Source organism: Chryseobacterium sp. SIMBA_029, from assembly GCF_046535275.1.
Lineage (GTDB): Bacteria > Bacteroidota > Bacteroidia > Flavobacteriales > Weeksellaceae > Chryseobacterium.
Genome location: NZ_JAWRXA010000010.1, coordinates 22,171 through 42,587 on the forward strand (window position 1 = coordinate 22,171; position 20,417 = coordinate 42,587).

16 protein-coding genes and 1 CRISPR repeat array (1 of these 17 running past the window's edge) are annotated in these 20,417 nt (G+C 36.2%); of the genes, 15 read left to right on the plus strand and 1 reads right to left on the minus strand.

The annotated features are described in order from the left end of the window. Positions 1-2,427: a CRISPR direct-repeat array (repeat unit 47 nt; unit sequence GCTGTGACTAATCACGAAGATAATAATTTTTGAAAGCAATTCACAAC) (it extends 239 nt beyond the left edge of the window). Positions 2,428-2,687: 260 nt separating this feature from the next. From SB679_RS17800 to SB679_RS17830, 7 genes are all read left to right on the plus strand, one after another. Then, positions 2,688-3,293 (plus strand): recombinase family protein, encoded by a 606-nt coding sequence (locus tag SB679_RS17800; protein ID WP_410703626.1) that lies wholly within the window; start codon positions 2,688-2,690, stop codon positions 3,291-3,293. Between the two features lie 5 nt (positions 3,294-3,298). After that, a complete protein-coding gene (locus SB679_RS17805; RefSeq protein ID WP_410703628.1) occupies positions 3,299-4,600 on the plus strand; it encodes a hypothetical protein in 1,302 nt (433 codons plus the stop codon). Positions 4,601-4,633: 33 nt separating this feature from the next. Continuing rightward, positions 4,634-4,966 carry a hypothetical protein gene (locus SB679_RS17810; protein WP_410703629.1) on the plus strand — a complete coding sequence of 111 codons (333 nt, stop codon included), beginning with the start codon at positions 4,634-4,636 and terminating at the stop codon, positions 4,964-4,966. A gap of 55 nt (positions 4,967-5,021) precedes the next feature. Then, the gene (locus SB679_RS17815) at positions 5,022-5,729 is read left to right on the plus strand and encodes a hypothetical protein (protein ID WP_410703630.1); all 708 of its coding nucleotides are present in this window, start codon (positions 5,022-5,024) and stop codon (positions 5,727-5,729) included. A gap of 107 nt (positions 5,730-5,836) precedes the next feature. After that, positions 5,837-6,598 carry a class D beta-lactamase gene (gene blaOXA / locus SB679_RS17820; protein ID WP_410703818.1) on the plus strand — a complete coding sequence of 254 codons (762 nt, stop codon included), beginning with the start codon at positions 5,837-5,839 and terminating at the stop codon, positions 6,596-6,598. A gap of 60 nt (positions 6,599-6,658) precedes the next feature. Continuing rightward, positions 6,659-7,378: a hypothetical protein gene (locus SB679_RS17825; RefSeq protein WP_410703631.1), complete on the plus strand. Its 720-nt coding sequence runs from the start codon at positions 6,659-6,661 to the stop codon at positions 7,376-7,378. A gap of 137 nt (positions 7,379-7,515) precedes the next feature. Continuing rightward, positions 7,516-7,869 carry a hypothetical protein gene (locus SB679_RS17830; protein WP_410703632.1) on the plus strand — a complete coding sequence of 118 codons (354 nt, stop codon included), beginning with the start codon at positions 7,516-7,518 and terminating at the stop codon, positions 7,867-7,869. Positions 7,870-8,434: 565 nt separating this feature from the next. On the opposite strand, the gene SB679_RS17835 is transcribed toward SB679_RS17830, so the two are convergent. Further along, positions 8,435-8,740 (minus strand): hypothetical protein, encoded by a 306-nt coding sequence (locus SB679_RS17835; RefSeq protein ID WP_410703633.1) that lies wholly within the window; start codon positions 8,738-8,740, stop codon positions 8,435-8,437. A gap of 686 nt (positions 8,741-9,426) precedes the next feature. On the opposite strand from SB679_RS17835, the gene SB679_RS17840 reads away from it, so the two are divergent. The 8 genes from SB679_RS17840 (at position 9,427) to SB679_RS17875 (ending at position 20,409) form a co-directional block, all read left to right on the plus strand. Next, on the plus strand, positions 9,427-12,453 hold the full coding sequence (locus SB679_RS17840) for a SusC/RagA family TonB-linked outer membrane protein (protein ID WP_410703634.1): 3,027 nt from the start codon (positions 9,427-9,429) through the stop codon (positions 12,451-12,453). A gap of 11 nt (positions 12,454-12,464) precedes the next feature. Beyond that, positions 12,465-13,856 (plus strand): RagB/SusD family nutrient uptake outer membrane protein, encoded by a 1,392-nt coding sequence (locus tag SB679_RS17845; RefSeq protein ID WP_410703635.1) that lies wholly within the window; start codon positions 12,465-12,467, stop codon positions 13,854-13,856. Then, on the plus strand, positions 13,846-16,332 hold the full coding sequence (locus SB679_RS17850; protein WP_410703636.1) for a prolyl oligopeptidase family serine peptidase: 2,487 nt from the start codon (positions 13,846-13,848) through the stop codon (positions 16,330-16,332). Before SB679_RS17845 ends, SB679_RS17850 begins: the two co-directional genes overlap by 11 nt. A gap of 250 nt (positions 16,333-16,582) precedes the next feature. Then, positions 16,583-16,783: a hypothetical protein gene (locus SB679_RS17855; RefSeq protein WP_410703637.1), complete on the plus strand. Its 201-nt coding sequence runs from the start codon at positions 16,583-16,585 to the stop codon at positions 16,781-16,783. A 3-nt stretch (positions 16,784-16,786) separates the two neighbouring features. Next, positions 16,787-17,614 (plus strand): hypothetical protein, encoded by an 828-nt coding sequence (locus SB679_RS17860; RefSeq protein ID WP_410703638.1) that lies wholly within the window; start codon positions 16,787-16,789, stop codon positions 17,612-17,614. 20 nt (positions 17,615-17,634) lie between these two features. Continuing rightward, complete coding sequence (locus SB679_RS17865; RefSeq protein WP_410703639.1) at positions 17,635-18,483, plus strand: cyanophycinase; 849 nt, start codon at positions 17,635-17,637, stop codon at positions 18,481-18,483. 114 nt (positions 18,484-18,597) lie between these two features. Beyond that, on the plus strand, positions 18,598-19,365 hold the full coding sequence (locus SB679_RS17870) for a succinate dehydrogenase/fumarate reductase iron-sulfur subunit (RefSeq protein WP_410703640.1): 768 nt from the start codon (positions 18,598-18,600) through the stop codon (positions 19,363-19,365). A 33-nt stretch (positions 19,366-19,398) separates the two neighbouring features. Next, on the plus strand, positions 19,399-20,409 hold the full coding sequence (locus SB679_RS17875) for an SDR family NAD(P)-dependent oxidoreductase (protein WP_410703641.1): 1,011 nt from the start codon (positions 19,399-19,401) through the stop codon (positions 20,407-20,409). Positions 20,410-20,417 lie beyond the last annotated feature (8 nt).

Below are 20,417 nucleotides of genomic sequence, written 5' to 3' on the forward strand. Positions count from 1 at the left end.
TAATCACGAAGATAATAATTTTTGAAAGCAATTCACAACCGAACAGGAATTACACTATCTCAATAAATGGCTGTGACTAATCACGAAGATAATAATTTTTGAAAGCAATTCACAACACAATGACCAATAGCTCATCAGCTCCGTTGGCTGTGACTAATCACGAAGATAATAATTTTTGAAAGCAATTCACAACATCCTATAGAGAATTAAGATTATTAAAACGGCTGTGACTAATCACGAAGATAATAATTTTTGAAAGCAATTCACAACCCGTATTCTCTCCATTGGCTTCCGCTTTTGGCTGTGACTAATCACGAAGATAATAATTTTTGAAAGCAATTCACAACACCTAAAACCTGATTAAATGTTTTGATTTCGCTGTGACTAATCACGAAGATAATAATTTTTGAAAGCAATTCACAACTATCCCTTCGTGTATGATTAGTTCGTTTGCGCTGTGACTAATCACGAAGATAATAATTTTTGAAAGCAATTCACAACTCTATGGGCTTCGTTGTATACTCGCCCGTCAGCTGTGACTAATCACGAAGATAATAATTTTTGAAAGCAATTCACAACACGCCAGCGCCAACGCCGATATATACAATAGCTGTGACTAATCACGAAGATAATAATTTTTGAAAGCAATTCACAACGCACGCGCTTTGCATTATATGTAACGTAAAGCTGTGACTAATCACGAAGATAATAATTTTTGAAAGCAATTCACAACGGGAATGTACAAGCGGATGTTTGAGTTTCCGCTGTGACTAATCACGAAGATAATAATTTTTGAAAGCAATTCACAACAATGAGGGTGGTTGTAGCACTTCAGGAACTGCTGTGACTAATCACGAAGATAATAATTTTTGAAAGCAATTCACAACAGACTTAATGTTTCACCCGTAAATATAGGCGCTGTGACTAATCACGAAGATAATAATTTTTGAAAGCAATTCACAACAATAGCTGTATTAGAGTTATTAACACTAATGCTGTGACTAATCACGAAGATAATAATTTTTGAAAGCAATTCACAACAAAATTGGAAGTATGGCCACAATGACGATTGCTGTGACTAATCACGAAGATAATAATTTTTGAAAGCAATTCACAACCAGGCACAAATTATCCAAATGCAGGAAGCCGCTGTGACTAATCACGAAGATAATAATTTTTGAAAGCAATTCACAACCGGAAGCTTCACCTCTAGCTCTGGCGGCAAGCTGTGACTAATCACGAAGATAATAATTTTTGAAAGCAATTCACAACCCGGGCATCTATTAACATATCCTTTATAAAGCTGTGACTAATCACGAAGATAATAATTTTTGAAAGCAATTCACAACAGTTTAAGAATTCACTTTCGTATTTGCTTGGCTGTGACTAATCACGAAGATAATAATTTTTGAAAGCAATTCACAACTATATCTTTTTGCATCTGAACACTTAACCAGCTGTGACTAATCACGAAGATAATAATTTTTGAAAGCAATTCACAACCACATCAATAATTGACATATTGAGTTTTATGCTGTGACTAATCACGAAGATAATAATTTTTGAAAGCAATTCACAACAATTAGTTAATAACTGTTGAATTATTTTGAGCTGTGACTAATCACGAAGATAATAATTTTTGAAAGCAATTCACAACCATGTCGGCGGACGTTAACGAAGTATTAATGCTGTGACTAATCACGAAGATAATAATTTTTGAAAGCAATTCACAACATAATTATCTTTTACAGCAATCGGCCTATTGCTGTGACTAATCACGAAGATAATAATTTTTGAAAGCAATTCACAACTTGTCGAACCATTTACCGGGGCGCTTCCGGGCTGTGACTAATCACGAAGATAATAATTTTTGAAAGCAATTCACAACACATTTGTACAACAAAACAACAACGAATTAGCTGTGACTAATCACGAAGATAATAATTTTTGAAAGCAATTCACAACAATGGAAACTATAATCTCACTAACAACAAGGCTGTGACTAATCACGAAGATAATAATTTTTGAAAGCAATTCACAACAGATAATCTATACTTTAATTTCGGCACTTGGCTGTGACTAATCACGAAGATAATAATTTTTGAAAGCAATTCACAACGACCTGCGAAACATAATTGGCAACCCCATAGCTGTGACTAATCACGAAGATAATAATTTTTGAAAGCAATTCACAACATAATTTCTATTCTTTTATGATTTCTGTTTGCTGTGACTAATCACGAAGATAATAATTTTTGAAAGCAATTCACAACGGAGTGTAGGTTTTACCTTTCATCACCAGAGCTGTGACTAATCACGAAGATAATAATTTTCGAAAGCAATTCACAACCACCGTTTCAACGCAGGCAAAAAACTAAAAGCTGTGACTAATCATGAAGATAATAATTTTTGAAAACAATTCAAAACTATTTGTTGTCTTACACCTTTTTAATATAAAAGGATGCTACCAGCCTTATAAAGTCCATTCAAAGAATACTTTATGCTTGGGATAAATCATTATGATTTCTATTCCCATTTTAAAATATTTATTTTTTAAAACGGTGGTATTTTGAGATTTTACAAGATTTGAAAATCATATCTTATTTTTTAAATTTATTTTCTCAAAATCTCGTATCATTAATCAAAGTTTCATAAATTTACTTCACATGAGTTTTATGTAACAAAATATGAAAATAGGATATGCCCGAGTCTCAACGAGAGACCAAAATCTGGATTTGCAAATTGAGGCTTTAGAAACAGCAGGCTGTGAGAAAATTTATCAAGAGAAAATTTCGGGTGCAACGAAAAGTCGTCCAGAACTTGATAAAATGATTGAACAGTTTAGAGAAGGAGATGAACTTTACGTTTGGCGATTAGACCGATTAGGAAGAAGTTTAAAACATATAATTGATATGGTTTTAAGTTTAAATGAGAAAGGAATAATTATAAAAGGTCTTGTTGATGGTGTAGATACTTCTACAATTAATGGACGCCTTTTTCTAAATTTAATGGCTTCTTTAGCTGAATATGAAAGAGAATTAATAAGAGAAAGAACCAATGCAGGTTTGCAATCTGCTAGGGCAAGAGGAAGAACTGGAGGAAGACCAAAGGGTTATACAAAAGAAACAATCTCGAAACTTTTGATTATGCGTATTTTTTATAAAGATCCAACCAAAACTCCAGAAGAAATTTATAAACCACTTGGACTAACAAGGGCAACATTTTATCGGTATGCTAAAGTTCTTGATAATCATACTGATGAAGAAATAAAAAAAATGGCAATTAAAAAATAATGGAAATGAAGTCATTTAACCCCAAAAAGATTGTAGATAAAAGACCAAATATTGAGGAACTAATTGAGGAATCTTACAACAACGTTTTTGGAATAGATTTAAAGAAAATTCACCGTTCAAAAAAGCCTCATTACGATAATGAAAAGCAACTTATCCAAGAGATAAATGAAAATGGGCGGATTCTCTTCGAAGATGGGATTAGTGAAAGATTTGAATTAATAAATTATAATGGACTTAATTATTTAGTTGGCGATAAAACAGCATATCCATGTTCAGATATCATAAGGACTGGAAATGGTAAGAATTGGGTTATTTGTTTTGCATTACCAAATAAGCAGAAAATCCACGGAGAAACGGATATTAGAAAGTCAGGAATAATTCTTAATTACTTTTCTGAAATTACAACAAAATTTAAAAGTGAAGAAGAGTTTAGATCCTTCCTTCAGGCAGTTGAATTTACATTTTCTGAAAATGATTGGTTTAATAAAAATACCTTTGTTCTAAATCATTACCGGAATGTAAAATTTTGGAACAAAAGAGAAAAGATTGATAATATTTTTGGTGAAGGTTTGGTCTCACCTAGAAAATATTTGACATATGTTATTTATAAGAAAGAGAACTTAAAGACAGAAAAGATTATTCATTCGCTTTTGCGTAGTTTATCTTCTAGTACTAAAACAGTAATTAATAGTGAAGAGTTTATAACTTTTCTAAATCAATTGAACCTAGAAGAAATTGAAGAATTTTTTTGCTTAGATTATTTACGTAACCATGCTAAAGTTGATGAAATTTCCTATACTTTGTTGGGAGATATGTTAGTCATTAATTCTGGTTATAAAAGAAATTTTATAGATTGGGACAAGAAAATTTATAGCTCTGACGATGTTAAAAAAACTTTTTACTCTCGGCTAATGAATAATTACAGGAGCTTAGAAAATCATATCCGCCAAGAAAAAGGCTTTGACGAAGTTGGAAGTTATGTTATGGAAAAGCATTTGCTAAATCTGCTTACCATCGAATTTCCTACTTACAGATTCATTAGCCAACATTCTCCGGAATGGTTAAATGGGCAGAGGTTCGACATATTTATAAAAGAACTAAATATTGCAATAGAATATAATGGTATTCAACATTTTCAACCTATAGATTTTTTTGGAGGAAAAGAAGGTCTAGCCAAAACACAATTTTTAGATAATCAAAAACGTGAAAAATCTTTAAAAAAAGGAGTAAAAATCTTTAATATAGATTATAATCAGGACTTTAATAATAGTTTTTCAAAGCTCATTATTTTACTTAAAGAACTTTAAAACGAAAACCGTATCAAACATTAAATTTATAATATGAAGAAAAATGAACTGCTTAAGGATTTAAAATTTTTTTTAGAACCACACCCAGTCTTTGAAGGTTCTGACGAAGACATTTACTCTGTCAAAAAAAATTTAAAGATCAAATTGTTGATGGATGGAGGATTCATTTTTGATTTACACCCTTTGAATTTTGAAATTAATTTTAATACTATTAAAACTGGAATTTTAGTGATTGCTGATAGAAATAACGGGAGCGTGCTTAGAGTTTTAACGAAAAATATTATTGGTTTTGAATTACTTAGAGAATCTGATTTTAAAGGTGATTTAAATGAATTATTTGCACTAAAGGATCACCAAAAAAATTAAATCTCAAAAAACGATAAATAACCTTACTTTTCAAAAAGTAATATTACTCAAATAAATGGAATTAAAACATTACGCAACAACTACACCAGAGTTACTTGAAATTTATAAATCCTTATCAAGGAAAACACTGATTTCATTTACATCAATAAATCACTATTTGTATGTTGAGAATGACTGTAGAACTCATTTCTATAATTGTATTACCTCTGAAATTGAAACCGCAGTACTTCTAGTTGATTTATTAGTTGAAAATTATCCTAACATCCCAGTTTTACAAAAACTTAATTTTCAAACTGAAGAAGAAATGAATAATTTTTTAAATAATAAATTAAGCGTCATTGCTAATAATATTAGAGAAAATCTATTTCACCGTATATTTTTAAGATTTGAAAGCTTTGCGAGAATTATAGCGAAAGATCAAAGAAAAGAAGAATACTCACTACTCGAAACTCTTAAAAAATTAACTACACATCTAAATATTGATTCAAAGTATCAAGACTTTGCAACATTATTGATTTACACTAGAAACACAGTTCACTTTGAGGGATATCACACAAAAGTCAGTACTAATGTAGATTATAATGGTGTAGAATATCAATTTTTACAAGGCAAACCTCTAGCGTTTTTTAATATTAAGTTTGTAGTCTATCTAATTGAAGAGATAGATCGTTTTGTATTAGCAATTATTAATTCCGATATAATTAGTAAGAAAGTTTTTATCGAGCACATTTCAACAGGAATAACCAATAACTTTATTGATTAGCAAAGTAACTAATCTCAAAAAAGGATTGTAATAAATTAAAAGTCTGATAAACAATGAAATCTACAAAATTTATTTTTTTATTTACCGGGATTCTATTTCTAATAGTTATGTCTTTTAAATCTATAACTTCAACAATAGTTCGAGATGATTTTAAAAAGTTTTATGATAAATATGAAGTAGAAGGATCATTTATAATGTATGACCAAAAGAATGATCGGTATACCATATATAATCAAGATCAAATGTCTAAACCGTTTACACCTGCTTCTACATTTAAAATATGTAATTCACTAGTTTCATTAGAGACAGGGGTTGTAAAAGATGAAAACGTTATTCTTAAATGGGATGGAGAAAAAAGAGCACTTGAGGCATGGAATAAGGATACTGATATGAGGAATGCCTTTAAGAATTCTACAGTATGGTATTATCAGGAATTAGCAAGAAGAGTCGGTGAAGACCGGATGAAGAAGTGGCTCAAAAAAGCTAATTATGGTAATACTGATATTACGGGGCAAATTGATGCTTTCTGGTTATCCGGAAACCTTCGAATAACACCTGGTCAACAGATTGATTTTTTACGCAGGCTTCATGATAATAATCTTCCCTTCTCACAACGTTCTATGAATATTGTGAAAGATATCATGATTGTAAGCGATACGCTGAACACAGTTACCAGGGCAAAACCCGGCGCCGGCAAACAGGGAGCGCAATATGTGGGATGGTACGTAGGTTACGTTACAACTCAGGATAATGTATATTATTTTTCAAATTGTATACAGTCAATGGAAAAAAGATCAGACTTTGGAAAAGCAAGATTTGAAATTCTTAATGATATTCTTAATGAACTGAAAGTTTACCAACACAAATAAAATATAATATTTATCTCTCCAATACTTTAGGATAAAGTCTAAATGAAGTCTCAAAAAACGATGAAAAAATATATTTTTTTATTAATTGTAAATGTTTTATTTAACTGTAGTAAGGAAAAAATTAACCAAACTGAGAAATTGCCAACTTCTAAATCAGTTAACACTGTAACGGATTTTTATTCCTTTAAAAATATAATTCCGGAAAGTGATTTTGCTTATGATATTAAAATCACGGATATTAATTTTAAGTCAGTTCCTAAAGTCTTTGAAATTACTAAAGAAAAATATGGTATTACTAAAAATGAAGATGGTTTATTACTTAGTATTAGTTTTGATATTACTAATCCATACGATAGGGAAATGAATACTCCATTTCCTAATTATTTTGAAATTACTGCACCTGAATTTGAAAGTTTAGATAAGTTCATTTATGGTAAAAGTTGTCGTTGTCATATTAATAACAGTTTTTCTATTACAGACAATAATAAAAAACCTTTAAGTGAGTTTTCAAAATACACAGATGCATCAATTGGAAGACAACTATTAGTTAACTTTAAAGCTAAAGAAACAAAACATTTAATTATTAATTTCGAAGAGCCATTTCCTAAAACTATCAATGAAGTTACATTAATTGGTTTCAATAAACATTTTAGAGTTGAAAAAGACTATTATAATTTAACAGATGAAGAGAAAGAAATTTTCTTGGCAGACAAAAATTTAAGTTATGGTTTAAAAATTAATGTCAAGGAAAAAAAGATTGTGGATTTACTTGAATTTTAATAGTCTCAAAAAACGATATAAAAAGTAAAACAAAGTTTATTAACAGAGTATTGTCTTCATGAATTTTGGATTACTCCAATTTTTTTTGACTTCTTTGTACATAATTAAAATCTCAAGAAACGATAAAATCAGATGTTATGGAAAAGAGTTTGGATTTGTTAATGCAGGATATTGTTTTCTTAATTAAAAGAAGTTTAGAAAATTCATTCTATTGTGAAAGTTTAGACCTTTGCCAATCTATACACGTAAATATCTCAAGGGAAGCTTTAATTCAAAACTATTCAGATAATGAAATTAAAGAAGCATTTGAAAATCTGTATAGACTGTTTTTTAATGAGGTTAAATGTAATTGTAAGCCTACAACAATAGCAATGTTAAGGTTGATTGATATGATTTCTTTTTCAGAAACAACAATTTATTTTACTACCTACCAATTTTATGTAAATAAGCTTTTTAAAGTTGATTTTTGTCTAAAAAAGATTATAGATTGATAAACTTTCCTGTTTTTCAGTTAATTAAAAATTAAAATTATTTTCTTATTTCAATTCTTTGAGAAGTATTATTTGAATGCACATAGCGCCATAAATATAGAACTCCTATAATAATAAAAACGTAAGAAAGCCATTTTAGTAAATGTTCGAAAAACCTGATAAGAATTGATTTTTCGAAACTTGAAAAACCCTCAACTCCTGAAGCATTTCTTCTATAAAATTTTCTACGATAAATCCAATATTGAAATAGCAGTCCGAGCAGTAAAGCAATTAGTCCAATGATTAAAAGAGTATTCATACTTTAGAATGGTTTTATATTTCATCAGGATAAGTAATATAATAAATATAAGAATTTTATACTAGAATTACGATATTATAAAAAGCAAATTCGCTAACACAATAAAATCTACATTATTATAGGTATAGCATTATCAATAGTCTTTATGTAACTATGAAGATTATAATGAAACCAAAGAAGGATACAAAGAAACAGAGACAGTTCTGTTACAATGTTCAGATTGATATTATAAAGTAATTAGTAAATAAAAGAAAGCTCTGACTATAGTCAGGATTGAATTTTTAATATATTTTTTTCGAATTCTAAAATATCCTTGTCAGAAATTCTATTGTATTGTTCACCAAAATCTTTCATAGTGAAACCCATTGATTCAACAATTAAAATTATTGTAATCATTGTTGATTTTTTCTTGCCACTAAAGGCATTGGTAACTGTTGCCTTTCTAATATCTGCACTTGAGTTTGTAGCAATTTTTTCATAGCTATTAACTAAGTCTTCATTTTCTACATTTAAATCAGTGAAATTTTTATTACGCCTCAGCAGTAGGCGCAACGTAATTGCTACTTTGATCATAATGATTTTTTCAGATTCCTTATACATAGCTGCAATTAAGAAATAATCATAATTTTATTCGGTACGCTTTTGTTTACCAATTTTATTTTTATTATATTTGTAAAATAGGTTACAATAAATGTAGCTTTGCGATACTTCAACGAATATTAGAAGCTATTGCTTAGAACCTCGGTTTGGAAACTGGTAATTTTTAGCATACGAGAGGATAAGCAGGAAGCTCACGACCTAGGCGTGGGCTCTCTTATCTGTATGCAGGGTATACCAGTACCTCAAACCGGATATTGTAGAGTTCCACGCCGTTTTATTTCCAATGCAGTCCGCTTTTCTCTACAATTAATTCTAAGCCGCTTCCACAAAATATAGTATCAAACTGCATGATACAATAGGAATGTACAACCTATTGCGGCTTTACAGCTTTCACGGGAACACAAATTTCATTCATATTTCAATTGATGGGCTTAGGGCAGGAGGTGATGCCGTGTGCTTAGACTTCCTCCCAAGCCTTCATCAATCAGAGATTTTAAAACTAAGTAAAACAATAGATTTTTAAGAAACAGAAATTGTAGAGTAGAGGTAACCATAGAAACATAAAAAGAGAAAAAGCCCTTTCCGCACCAGAGTTTATTCGAATTTACGCTGTGCAGGAAAGAGCCTAAGTGCTTAATTAAATTAAACTTTTCAAAAGTATGAAAAAAAACTTTTGCAGCCTAGGCCATATTCAGTTGGCTTTTGGCTTCACATTGCTGGCCTTTGGGGTAGTAATAGGACAGGTGCGCGAGATTTCGGGTACGGTCACAGAGAATAATCTGCCTGTTCAAGGAGTCTCCGTATTTCAGCAGGGGAGTGATGCAGTAGCATTGACCGGGGCTTCCGGGAAGTATGTGGTGCGGGTTTCAGGAGAAAATCCGGTGCTTATATTCCGTCATCCGGAGTATGGGGAGCGGAGAATGTCTGTTGGAGTGGGGACGGTGCTGAATGTTTCGTTGTCTTCAGCTGAGAAAACAACAGCGACAAGTGTAGGGGAGGTGGTGCTTAATGCGGGCTACTATAAAGTGAAAGACCGGGAGAGTACAGGGAGTATTGCCAAGGTTTCGGCCAAGGATATTTCCAATCAGCCAGTAGGGAATGTTTTGTCCGCAGTGCAGGGTAGAATGGCCGGAGTCAGCATTACGCAGGGAGGGGGAATACCCGGAGGAGGGTTTGATATACAGATCAGGGGAAGGAATAGTCTGCGGACCACGGCCAATAGTGAAATAGACGGTAATCAGCCTCTGTATGTGATTGACGGGGTTCCTGTGGGTGGGGATATGAAGTCGGAGTTTTCAACCCTGGTGATTCCGCTTCGGAGTATTAATCCTTTGAACTCTATTAATCCTAATGATATAGAGAGTATTGAGATCTTAAAAGATGCAGATGCTACGGCCATTTATGGTTCCAGAGGAGCTAATGGGGTGATACTGGTGACCACTAAAAGTGGGAAATCAGGGAAAACGGAACTGAGTCTGAATACTAATTATGGACTCAGTAGAGCCATGATCGGGCTTAAAATGATGGATACCCGGCAGTATATAGGAATGCGGAGGCAGGCCTATGCGAGTGACGGGATTACTTCGTATCCCGCTTCGGCCTATGATATCAATGGAAAATGGTCTTTGGATCGGTATACCAACTGGCCTGAAAAGCTGATTGGCAATGTGGCTGCCTCTTCCTCGGTACAGCTGTCGCTTAAAGGAGGAAGTGAGACCACAAGCTTCTTACTGAGCCTGGGACGCAATGAACAGGCTACGGTCTTTGCGAAAGATTTTAGCTATACCAGCCATACGGTATCAGGTAATATCTCCCACCGGTCTGAGGACAGGAAATTACAGATGATGCTTTCCAATCAGTTCTCGCTTCAGAAAAGTAATGTACTTAATGAAGACAGTACCCAGAAGTCTCTGGTGCTGGCTCCCAATGCGCCCGAACTGTATAAGCCGGATGGAAGCCTGAACTGGGAGAATAATACCTTTACCAATCCTGTAGCGGTATATAACAGTACCTATACCAATGAAAACATGCAGTTCCTGAGCAACCTTAACGCTCAGTATGAACTGCTTCCCCATACATTCATAAAGCTTAATGGAGGGATTAATTATACAGCTTTTGAAGAGTGGTCTCTGCGGCCCAATACAATTTATAATCCGGCCTTTGTGACGGGACAGTCAAGCTTTTATTCCAGTGCTTCTAAGAGCAATAACAACCGGTTTTCCTATATAGTGGAACCGCAGTTGGAATGGAATTTTAAAAGAACAAGGCATGAGCTCACGGCGCTTTTGGGAGCCAGCATACAGATGGAGGAGAATGCAAGGGAGTCCATGAGGGGGAGTGGATTTGAGAGCAATGCGTTTCTACATAATATCGGCGCGGCGCAGACCAAAACCATTGCTGATCAAATAACTACGCAGTACCGGTATGCGGCTGTATTTGGAAGGTTTAATTATCAGTATAAAAACAGGTATATTCTCAATATCACAGGTAGGCGTGACGGAAGCAGCCGCTTTGGAGAAAACCGTAAGGTGGCCTCATTCGGAGCCGTAGGAGGGGCGTGGCTGTTTTCTAAAGAGAGCTTCTTTAAGAGCAGATCATGGCTGAGCTTTGGGAAACTGAGAGGAAGTTACGGGATTACGGGAAGTGACAATATAGGGGATTATCAGTATCTGGATAACTATTTAGTTTCTGAGTATATCTACAATTCAGTGACAGGGCTGGTGCCTTCAAGGCTCTACAATCCGGAGTACAGTTGGGAAAAGACCCGTAAACTGGAAACAGCTCTGGAGATGGGATTCTTTAAAGACCGGGTGAATCTTAATGCATCATGGTACCGGAATATAAGTTCCAATCAGCTGGTAGGCTATCAGCTTCCTTCCATTACCGGATTTACTTCTGTTTTGGCCAATATGGATGCTGTAGTGGAAAATAAAGGCTGGGAATTTGAACTCAGTGCAAGGCCTTTTTCAGGGAAGTCTTTGAAATGGTCTTCAGGTTTTAATATCAGCTTTCCAAAAAATACGCTGTTGTCATTTCCGGGTCTGGAGGGATCACCCTATGAAAACAAGCTGGTGGTGGGGATGCCTGTGTCGGTAGTAAGGCTTTTTGAGCTGGAGGGTATAGATCCCAAGACAGGGCTGTACCGGTTTAAGGATGTTAACGGGGATGGGAAGATCACAGCTCCTGAAGATAATAAAGTGATGGAGAATATAGGGGTTCGTTACTTTGGGGGCTGGAGCAATACGCTTCAGTACCGTAACTGGGATCTTTCCGTGCTGTTTCAGTTTGTGAAGCAGCGGAATCTTAATTATAACAGTTCCATGCCTCTGCCGGGAGGTATGTTTAATCAGCCGGTAGAAGTGCTGGATGTATGGTCACCTGATCATCCTTCAGGATATTATATGCCTTACAGTACCGGAACCGTAGGAAATCAGAATACGGCTCAGGACAATTTCAGGAACAGTACGGCAAGCGTTTCGGATGCATCGTTTATCCGTCTTAAAAATATTCAGCTGACCTATACATTGCCGCTACAGAGCAGGGTGGTGAAGAATGTGAAAATATATGTTCAGGGTCAGAATCTCCTCACGTGGACGAAATACTTCGGGATGGACCCTGAGTTTACAGCAGGGGGCTTCCTGCCTCCTTTAAGAACCTTTTCTTTTGGCACACAGATTAATTTTTAAAACCGGAAATCATGAAATTATATAGAATCATTGATATCATCAATATGCTTGTTGTAGGTATAGTACTGTACCTGCTGACGGGCTGTGAAAATATGCTGGAGGTGGATACGCCTTCGAATCAGCTGGATGCAGGCCAGGTGTTTGAGAACGTGCAGACGGCCAATGCAGCCTTGGCAGGGCTTTATGCCAATATATGGGATAACTCTCCGCTCTCGGGGGGATCGCAGGGAAGTGGAGTACTGCTGGGCAGCTATACGGATGATCTGGTCTGTTATTATTCCTCAGGAGAAACCAGCGGAGCGCTGGATCTGTATAACAATCTTCAGATTGCATCCAATTCGGCAGTCTATATGTACTGGTCTTCGGCCTACAAAGAAGTGTATATGGCCAATGCCATAATAGAAGGGGCTGAGAAGTCAAAGTCACTTCCTGAGGCTGAAAAAAACAGGATTAAAGGGGAGGCACTGCTTATGAGATCCATTCTGTTTTTCTATCTCCAGAACGTTTTTGGAGATATTCCGATGCCTCTAACCACAGATTATAAGATCAATCAGTCTTTATCTAAAACACCATCGGTGGAGGTTCTCTCCAGACTTGAATCCGACTTTAGAGAGTCTGCTGATCTTTTGTCTGATCAGTATAGAAGTGCAGAAAGGATCTTTCCCAACCGAAAGGTCGCGCAGTTCATGCTGGGGAAGACCTATATGCTGGAAGGAAAATGGAATGAGGCTGAAGGTGTTTTACAAACCATTGTGTCAAGTCCGCTCTACACTTTTGAACAGGACATTACAAAGGTTTTTCAAAAATCTGGAACGCATATTCTGTGGCAGCTTAAACCTAAAAATACGAACGATCCTACCTTAGAGGTGCAGACCTATTATTTTTCCGGTGCAGCGCCTGGCTTATATGCTTTAAATAATGATTTGGTAGGTTCTTTTTCAGCCGTTGACAAGCGTAGACAAAACTGGGTCGCCCCAGTAACAGTCGGCCAGGATACATGGTACCGTGCTGATAAGTATAAGAACCGAGCCGCCAATCCTACTGAATATTCTGTGGTGTTTAGAATTGAGGAGGTTTATCTTCATCTTGCAGAGGTATTGACGAGGCAGAATAAACTTTCTCAGGCGCTTCCTTACATCAACTATACCAGAATTCGTGCAGGCCTTTCTGCTTTAACGGGAATGGTATCACAGCAGGCAGTGCTGGAAGAGGTCCTTTTAGAAAACCGCAGAGAATTCTTTTGTGAAATGGGGCACCGCTTTACGGATCTTAAAAGATTTGGGCGTCTAAGTACACTCACTTCAGTTAAACCCAATTGGAAGGAATACCATCATCAGTGGCCCATCCCTCAGAAAGAACTGCTTCTGAATCCTAATCTTAAACCTCAGAATAATGGATATTAAAAGGGCCGGGAAGGGATGCTTTTTTATTTTTCTTTCTGTTTTTGGAATTATTTTAAAGGGACAGGAAAGACTTGGAGTTTCAAAAGACACCATGGATCAGTGGATCGCAAAATTCTACGAAACAGATAATATTTCCATGTCTCCGGATGGGAGATGGATATCGGTGAAGAAGAGGTATACTGATCAGGACAGCATCCTGGTTTTTGATGCCTACAGTAGAGAAAGAGATCAGCCCATAGCTGTTAAGGCTTCGGTGGTTCAATGGTGCCAGGGAAACTATGCTATGCTGAGTGAGCCGGGTAAAGCGTTATGGTGGAACCTCAAAACCAGGAAGGAGATCACCTACAGGGATATTAGGCTGTCCGGACTATGGTCTCCCCGGGGGTATTGTATATTAAATAAGCGAGACCAATTGCAGGTCATGGATTTAGAGGGGAATGTTTTAGATGAGATCTCTGATGTGATGTATTATATTACCGATAAAAAGGGAAATCTTTTTGCGCAGCGAAAAACTGAAACAAGTACTGAAATTCTGAAATTTAAGGAATCAGGTTTTAAAAAGCTGGTGGAATTAAATGATCTGGAACGCATGGAGCTTTCGGATTCAGGAAAATATCTGGTCCTGTACCAACACTCAACGGGGGGCTTGCGGAGTCTTATGCTGATGGATACCGGAACGGGAACCTGGTCTTATCCTTTAGGGGAGAATGGTATCAGGGCTGATTTCTTTATCCTAAGGGAAATTGGTAATGGATCAGCTTTCCTGATTCATGCAGTTAATTACGTGCCGTACCCTGAAAAAGAAGTTGAAATCTGGTATGGAAATGACCGGGATTTGGAACGCAGAGAGCAGGGAAGAAAAATGCTTGCTAAATATTGGATTTGGAGGGCAGGCACTGATCAAGCGGTTTTAGTACATACTCAGGAAAATGAAACGGTAAGTCCCATAGGCAGTGACCGTTATGTTCTGGTCTTTCGCGGAGATGAGCTTCAGGATTACATCCACTATATTCCTGATGTAAATCTTTACCTGCAGGATACCCATACCGGTCAAAAATCCAATATAGGAAGATTCAGTTCCGGATTCATAAACTCGGAAGACGGCAGTCTGTTAGTATTGAAGACCCCGCATGGTATATGGCAGCTGCTGAATGTTAAGACCTTAAAAAAGCAGAAAATAGATGGGGAAGGACTTAAAAAACCTTATTTCAGCAAGGATTCTAAAATGGTTTACTTTGAAAGCGAAACGGGCTTATGGATCTACTCCGTAGAGTCGGGGAAACTGCTCAGAATGAGCACTGGTCAGGGAAAACCGGTTCAGATCGCCGGAGCCGGGGAACAATCACTGAGTACCGGGAACAATTCTTTGCAAAGGGTTATAGATGATAAAGGCTTACTGCTGAAAGTGAATGAGAAGGATGGAGATGCTGTATCGTATTACCGTTTTAAGAATAAAAAAGGGATGCTCCTGTATTCTTCGTCCAATAATGTAAAATCAGCCGTGTTTAACAATGATTATACAAAAATGGCTGTTTTGGAAGAAAACTTTAACGTCTCGCCACGGCTCTGGGTCGTAGACACCAGGGTACAGCAAAAGAAGCTTCTATTCGACAGCGGATTGTCGGATCAGAAAGCCGCTCTGCTCCGGCAGCAGATTATCCCTTATACAACATCCTTAGGAACACCGTTAAAAGGGATTTTATATTATCCTGCTAATTATAACCCCTTACAGGAATATCCTGTCATTGTTCATATTTATCAGAAGCAGTCAGACCAGGCTAAGAAGTACCTACTGCCCAGATATGATGAGATAGGTTTTAATATCAGAACCCTGGTAGAAAGAGGATACTTTGTCTATCTCCCGGATGTGGTGACAGAAAACGGTTCTCCGGGAACCTCCGGCCTTGATGCCGTGGAGCGTTCTTTGGAAGCATTACATAAATATCCTTTGAAGCTCAAAAGATATGGGCTCATAGGGCACTCGTTCGGAAGTTACTTAACGAATTTTATTGCCACTCATTCTGATTATTTTGCAGCCTATATTTCGGGTTCGGGAGTAAGTGACCTGGTAAGTTCTTACTTCTCATATAACAGGAATTATTCCAGTCCTCATTACTGGCAGTTGGAAACCGGACAATATGAAATAGGCAGCTCTTTTTTTGAGAATAAAGAATTGTATATGAAAAATAATCCCATTCTTAATGCGGACCGGGTAAATGCTCCCATCTTATTATGGACAGGCCTTAAAGACCGCAACGTTGTACCTGAACAGACCATGGAGTTTTATATTGCGCTTAAAAGAAGCGGCAAACGGGTGGTGGCATTACAGTATCCTTATCATGGACATGACCTGGGAATTGGTACGCCTGAGGCTAAAGATCTGACCCGAAGGAGTATAGATTGGTGGGACTACTTTTTAAAAGGAAAGTCAGATAGTCAATGGATTGATAAAGAAATGCAGGAGGATGCCAATTAACATACTTTTCACTGCTAATGTTGAATAAACACGATTACCATATAGCATAATAGATGTAATGATATTATGAGGAGTGTCATAATCCATAAAAGACAGTAGTCATACCTTTGGCTTTATATCCTATTTACTTTTTGCATTTTGAGTAAGCTCCTCTATTGTAGAGGGGCTTTTTATTTCCGGTAATTGTGATTTACCTCATAAATTTTTAGCTTTTTGATTGATAATTTTGATCTAACCAAACCTAATTATTATGAAAAACTTAGCACTATCGGTATTTTTATTATACAGTCTTACAGCATGTACAAAATCCGAAACCCAGTACATTAATAAGGATAACAAAAAAGAAACGGTGAACGACAAAGCTTCCGATACGATTCAGACGCTTGATGAAATGTCAGATACCATGAAACAGGAAAGAGACAGTGCCCATGTTAAAACCGAAAACCAGTAATTTATGACTCCTAAAGGCAGAATCGTCGTCATTCGTAGTACAGATACTAACGGTGAAGCATTGTATGGATCGGTTTCAGATCAGTTCTCTTCTGAAATTTCCGGGCTATTATCAGAACAAAAAAATGACCGGATTGAAATAATGACAACCGTAAGGAATTTACGGCATCGTTGTAGCGATTCCTATTTTAAACTATTAAAGGAAGGTCACTACAATAATATTGGATGTATTGTCATAGGTGAAAAGCAGGATCTCAATAAGTATTTCTTAAGAATATCGGAAGCTGGAGTCGTTGTTTTTGTTGGCAACACTTCTCAAATCTGTAATGCTTTACGAGGCTCGGCAATACTGGAGCTTTTAAACAAAAAATATCAGTATGAAGATAATTTTACCCTCGTCGGTATCAATACAGCAGCAATGTGCATTTCGGGGCTGATAGTAGATGAGACTGGAGTGACCAATGAAGGTCTGGGATTTATAAACAATTGTATTATTGATACAAAATTTATGCACGGAGAAAGATGTAAAAATTTAGTAAAAGCAGTTATTAGCCATAATCAATATGTGGGACTCGGGCTAAAAAGTGGAATGGCAGTACTCATTGAGAAAGGTTATAAAGCATCATGTATAGGAAGTGGATCGGTGATGGTTGTGAATGCCAAAAATGTTGAAAATAGATTTTTAAAAAAAGACACTTCCGTGTATGCGAAAAACTTAAAAGGACATATTCTTACTCCGGGCTCGGTTTTTAATCTATTCAGCGGAAATCTGATAAAAAATGATGTGTTTGAGTACAGCTTAAATTTTATAAACAGAAATACCATTCAATAATGCAACTAAAATATGTAACAATGACACCAAAAGGACAATTATTAATTATTGGCGGGAAAGAAGATAAGGCGGGAAAGAATCCTGAAATGAAAGAAGATAACAATAACTTTTCACCCCACGAAATTCTTAAGCTTTTAGCAAAATCAAAAGATGATCGTATTGAAGTTATTACGGCAGCAACTACTGATCCAGAGAGTATGCGCAAGACGTATACAAAGACATTTGAAGAGATAGGATATACTAATTTTGACTTTCTGGATATTTGCGATGACCAGACTCACACAGACTATCATCTTAAAAGAGTTGAGGCTGCTCAGACCGTATTTTTTACGGGAGGAGATCAAAATAGGATATGTAATACACTGCAGCAATCTGTTTTAACAGATCTTTTGAAAGAAAAATATTGGAATGAGGAAAATTTTATGATCGCCGGAACCAGTGCCGGAGCCATGTGCATGCCTAAAATTGTAATTATCGATGCCATCAATGGGGAAGCCATTCTTGAACATGATATCGAACTGAACTTAGGATTGGGATTAATTCATAACTGTATTATTGATACGCATTTTGTGCACCGGGCCAGATTCGGCAGGCTTGCGCATGCTGTGATTCTGAATCAGGATTGCTGGGGAGTCGGCCTGGGAGAGGATACAGCTCTTCTGATCGAGCAGGGATCCAAGGCAACCTGCCGAGGGTCCGGTATGGTATGGATGCTCAGTGCAACAGAAATTGGCAAGACCAATACTAAGAATGTAAAAAAAGGGTTTCCTATTTATGCGGAAAATCTTAAAGTTCACATCTTAACTGATCAATGTAAAATTGATTTGAATAGTAACCAATTTGAAGGTAGCTGTTCAGGAGAAGTATAAAAAAAGGAAACCAAACTGTGGCTCCTTTTTCATTCGTCACATTTGGCATATGAAATCAGTCATAAGATATTGCATTCTTCTGGCTGTATTTTTAATGAGCAAATCAAATAGATTATGGATAGTCACAAAAAATTAAATCTGAATTTGAAGATCTGGAGACAGAAAAACGCAAAAACAAAAGGGAAATTCGAACTCTACAAAGTTTCAGATATTTCTACAGGCGCATCTTTTCTGGAAATGCTGGATATTCTTAATGAGCAGTTAATCAGGGAAAATAAAGAACCTGTAGCGTTCGATCATGATTGCCGTGAAGGAATTTGCGGAATGTGTTCTTTGTACATTAACGGCAGGGCCCACGGTCCTGATACAGGTATTACAACCTGCCAGCTGCATATGAGGATGTTTAAGGATGGTGAAACGATTGTTATAGAGCCATGGAGAAGCATTGCATTCCCAGTTATTAAAGACCTGATAACAGACCGTAGCGCTTTTGACAGGATCATGGCAGCAGGCGGATTTATTTCGGTCAATACTTCAGGAAATACTCTGGATGCTAATGCTGTTGCCATTCCCAAAGATGATGCCGATAAAGCAATGGATGCTGCTGCCTGTATCAGTTGCGGAGCCTGTGTTGCCTGCTGTCCCAATGGCGCAGCAATGCTTTTTGTGGGGGCGAAGGTTTCTCATTTTGCTTTACTGCCGCAGGGAAGGATTGAGGCGAAACGACGGGTTCTAAATATGGTAAAAGCTATGGATGAAGAAGGCTTTGGAAATTGTTCGGTCATTGGAGCCTGCGAGGTTGAATGTCCTAAAAATATTTCTTTGGATAATATTGCAAGGATGAACAGAGAATATATGTCAGCATGGATAAGCACAGAATAAAATTATATGCATCAATGCTAAATTTAAAATGGTATGACAGTGATTTTAGTGACTGGAGCTACCGGAATTCTTGGTAGAGTATTAGTTTTGAAGCTTTTGAAAAAAGGTAAAACAGTTCGTGCTACAAAAAGAAATTCAAGTGATCTGGATGAGGTGAGAAGATCACTGCAATATTATACCGCAGACGCTGACCTTTTTTTTAATCAAATACAATGGATAGATGCGGATCTCAATGATAAAAGAGCTTTGCAAAAAGCATTAGAAGATGTGGTGGAAGTTTATCATTGCGCTGCAAAAGTGAGTTACGACCCCGAAGAACAAAAGAAAGTTGACAAAATAAATATTCAGGGGACTAAAAATATCATCGAATGCTGTAAATATTCGCAGGTGAAAAAGTTTCTCTATGTAAGTTCAGCAGTTATTTTTGATAATGGAAAAAAGGGGAGGCCAATCGATGAGAATTCTAGCTTTATAATCCAGACAGAAAGTACGGTATATGCGGCTTCAAAATATAAGGCTGATACCGTTGTCTGCAATGCTTTTAATCAAGGGTTAAATACGATTATTATCAATCCGGGAATGATTATCGGAAGTGGAAACTGGAAAAAAAGCAGTGGAGAATTTTTACAGACTTTTATCAATAAATTCTATACTTTCTCCGGAGGATCGGGATGTGTAGATGTGAGAGATGTAGCAGAAATAGCAATTGAACTTATGGATAAAAATCTTTTTGGAGAACGCTTTTTGGTTGTCTCAGAAAATCAAAAATACAGTAGTCTTGCTCAAATGGCAAGAGAAAAGTTTCATAAAAAAAGACCTGTTATTTTATCAAGAAAATTATTAAATTTTGGAAAAGCTCTGAATATTCTGACGGCAGGACAGATTCCCAAATTAAGATTGCTGACCAAACCCAATATAGAATTCTTAACATCTTTTCAAAAGATGTCTAATGATAAAGTAGTAAAAGCACTGGATTATAAATTCATTCCGGTAAAAGAAAGCCTTTTTTTTCATATTGATAATTTTCTAAAGGAAAACAAATGATATCACTT

Coding starts and splice junctions, on each gene's coding strand:
- SB679_RS17800 (WP_410703626.1), top strand. CDS start 2,688: ATGAAAATAGGATATGCCCGAGTCTCAACGAGAGACCAAAATCTGGAT.
- SB679_RS17835 (WP_410703633.1), bottom strand. CDS start 8,740: ATGATCAAAGTAGCAATTACGTTGCGCCTACTGCTGAGGCGTAATAAA.
- SB679_RS17850 (WP_410703636.1), top strand. CDS start 13,846: ATGGATATTAAAAGGGCCGGGAAGGGATGCTTTTTTATTTTTCTTTCT.
- SB679_RS17860 (WP_410703638.1), top strand. CDS start 16,787: ATGACTCCTAAAGGCAGAATCGTCGTCATTCGTAGTACAGATACTAAC.
- SB679_RS17810 (WP_410703629.1), top strand. CDS start 4,634: ATGAAGAAAAATGAACTGCTTAAGGATTTAAAATTTTTTTTAGAACCA.
- SB679_RS17840 (WP_410703634.1), top strand. CDS start 9,427: ATGAAAAAAAACTTTTGCAGCCTAGGCCATATTCAGTTGGCTTTTGGC.
- SB679_RS17875 (WP_410703641.1), top strand. CDS start 19,399: ATGACAGTGATTTTAGTGACTGGAGCTACCGGAATTCTTGGTAGAGTA.
- SB679_RS17805 (WP_410703628.1), top strand. CDS start 3,299: ATGAAGTCATTTAACCCCAAAAAGATTGTAGATAAAAGACCAAATATT.
- SB679_RS17845 (WP_410703635.1), top strand. CDS start 12,465: ATGAAATTATATAGAATCATTGATATCATCAATATGCTTGTTGTAGGT.
- SB679_RS17825 (WP_410703631.1), top strand. CDS start 6,659: ATGAAAAAATATATTTTTTTATTAATTGTAAATGTTTTATTTAACTGT.
- SB679_RS17870 (WP_410703640.1), top strand. CDS start 18,598: ATGGATAGTCACAAAAAATTAAATCTGAATTTGAAGATCTGGAGACAG.
- SB679_RS17815 (WP_410703630.1), top strand. CDS start 5,022: ATGGAATTAAAACATTACGCAACAACTACACCAGAGTTACTTGAAATT.
- blaOXA (WP_410703818.1), top strand. CDS start 5,837: ATGTCTTTTAAATCTATAACTTCAACAATAGTTCGAGATGATTTTAAA.
- SB679_RS17865 (WP_410703639.1), top strand. CDS start 17,635: ATGACACCAAAAGGACAATTATTAATTATTGGCGGGAAAGAAGATAAG.
- SB679_RS17830 (WP_410703632.1), top strand. CDS start 7,516: ATGGAAAAGAGTTTGGATTTGTTAATGCAGGATATTGTTTTCTTAATT.
- SB679_RS17855 (WP_410703637.1), top strand. CDS start 16,583: ATGAAAAACTTAGCACTATCGGTATTTTTATTATACAGTCTTACAGCA.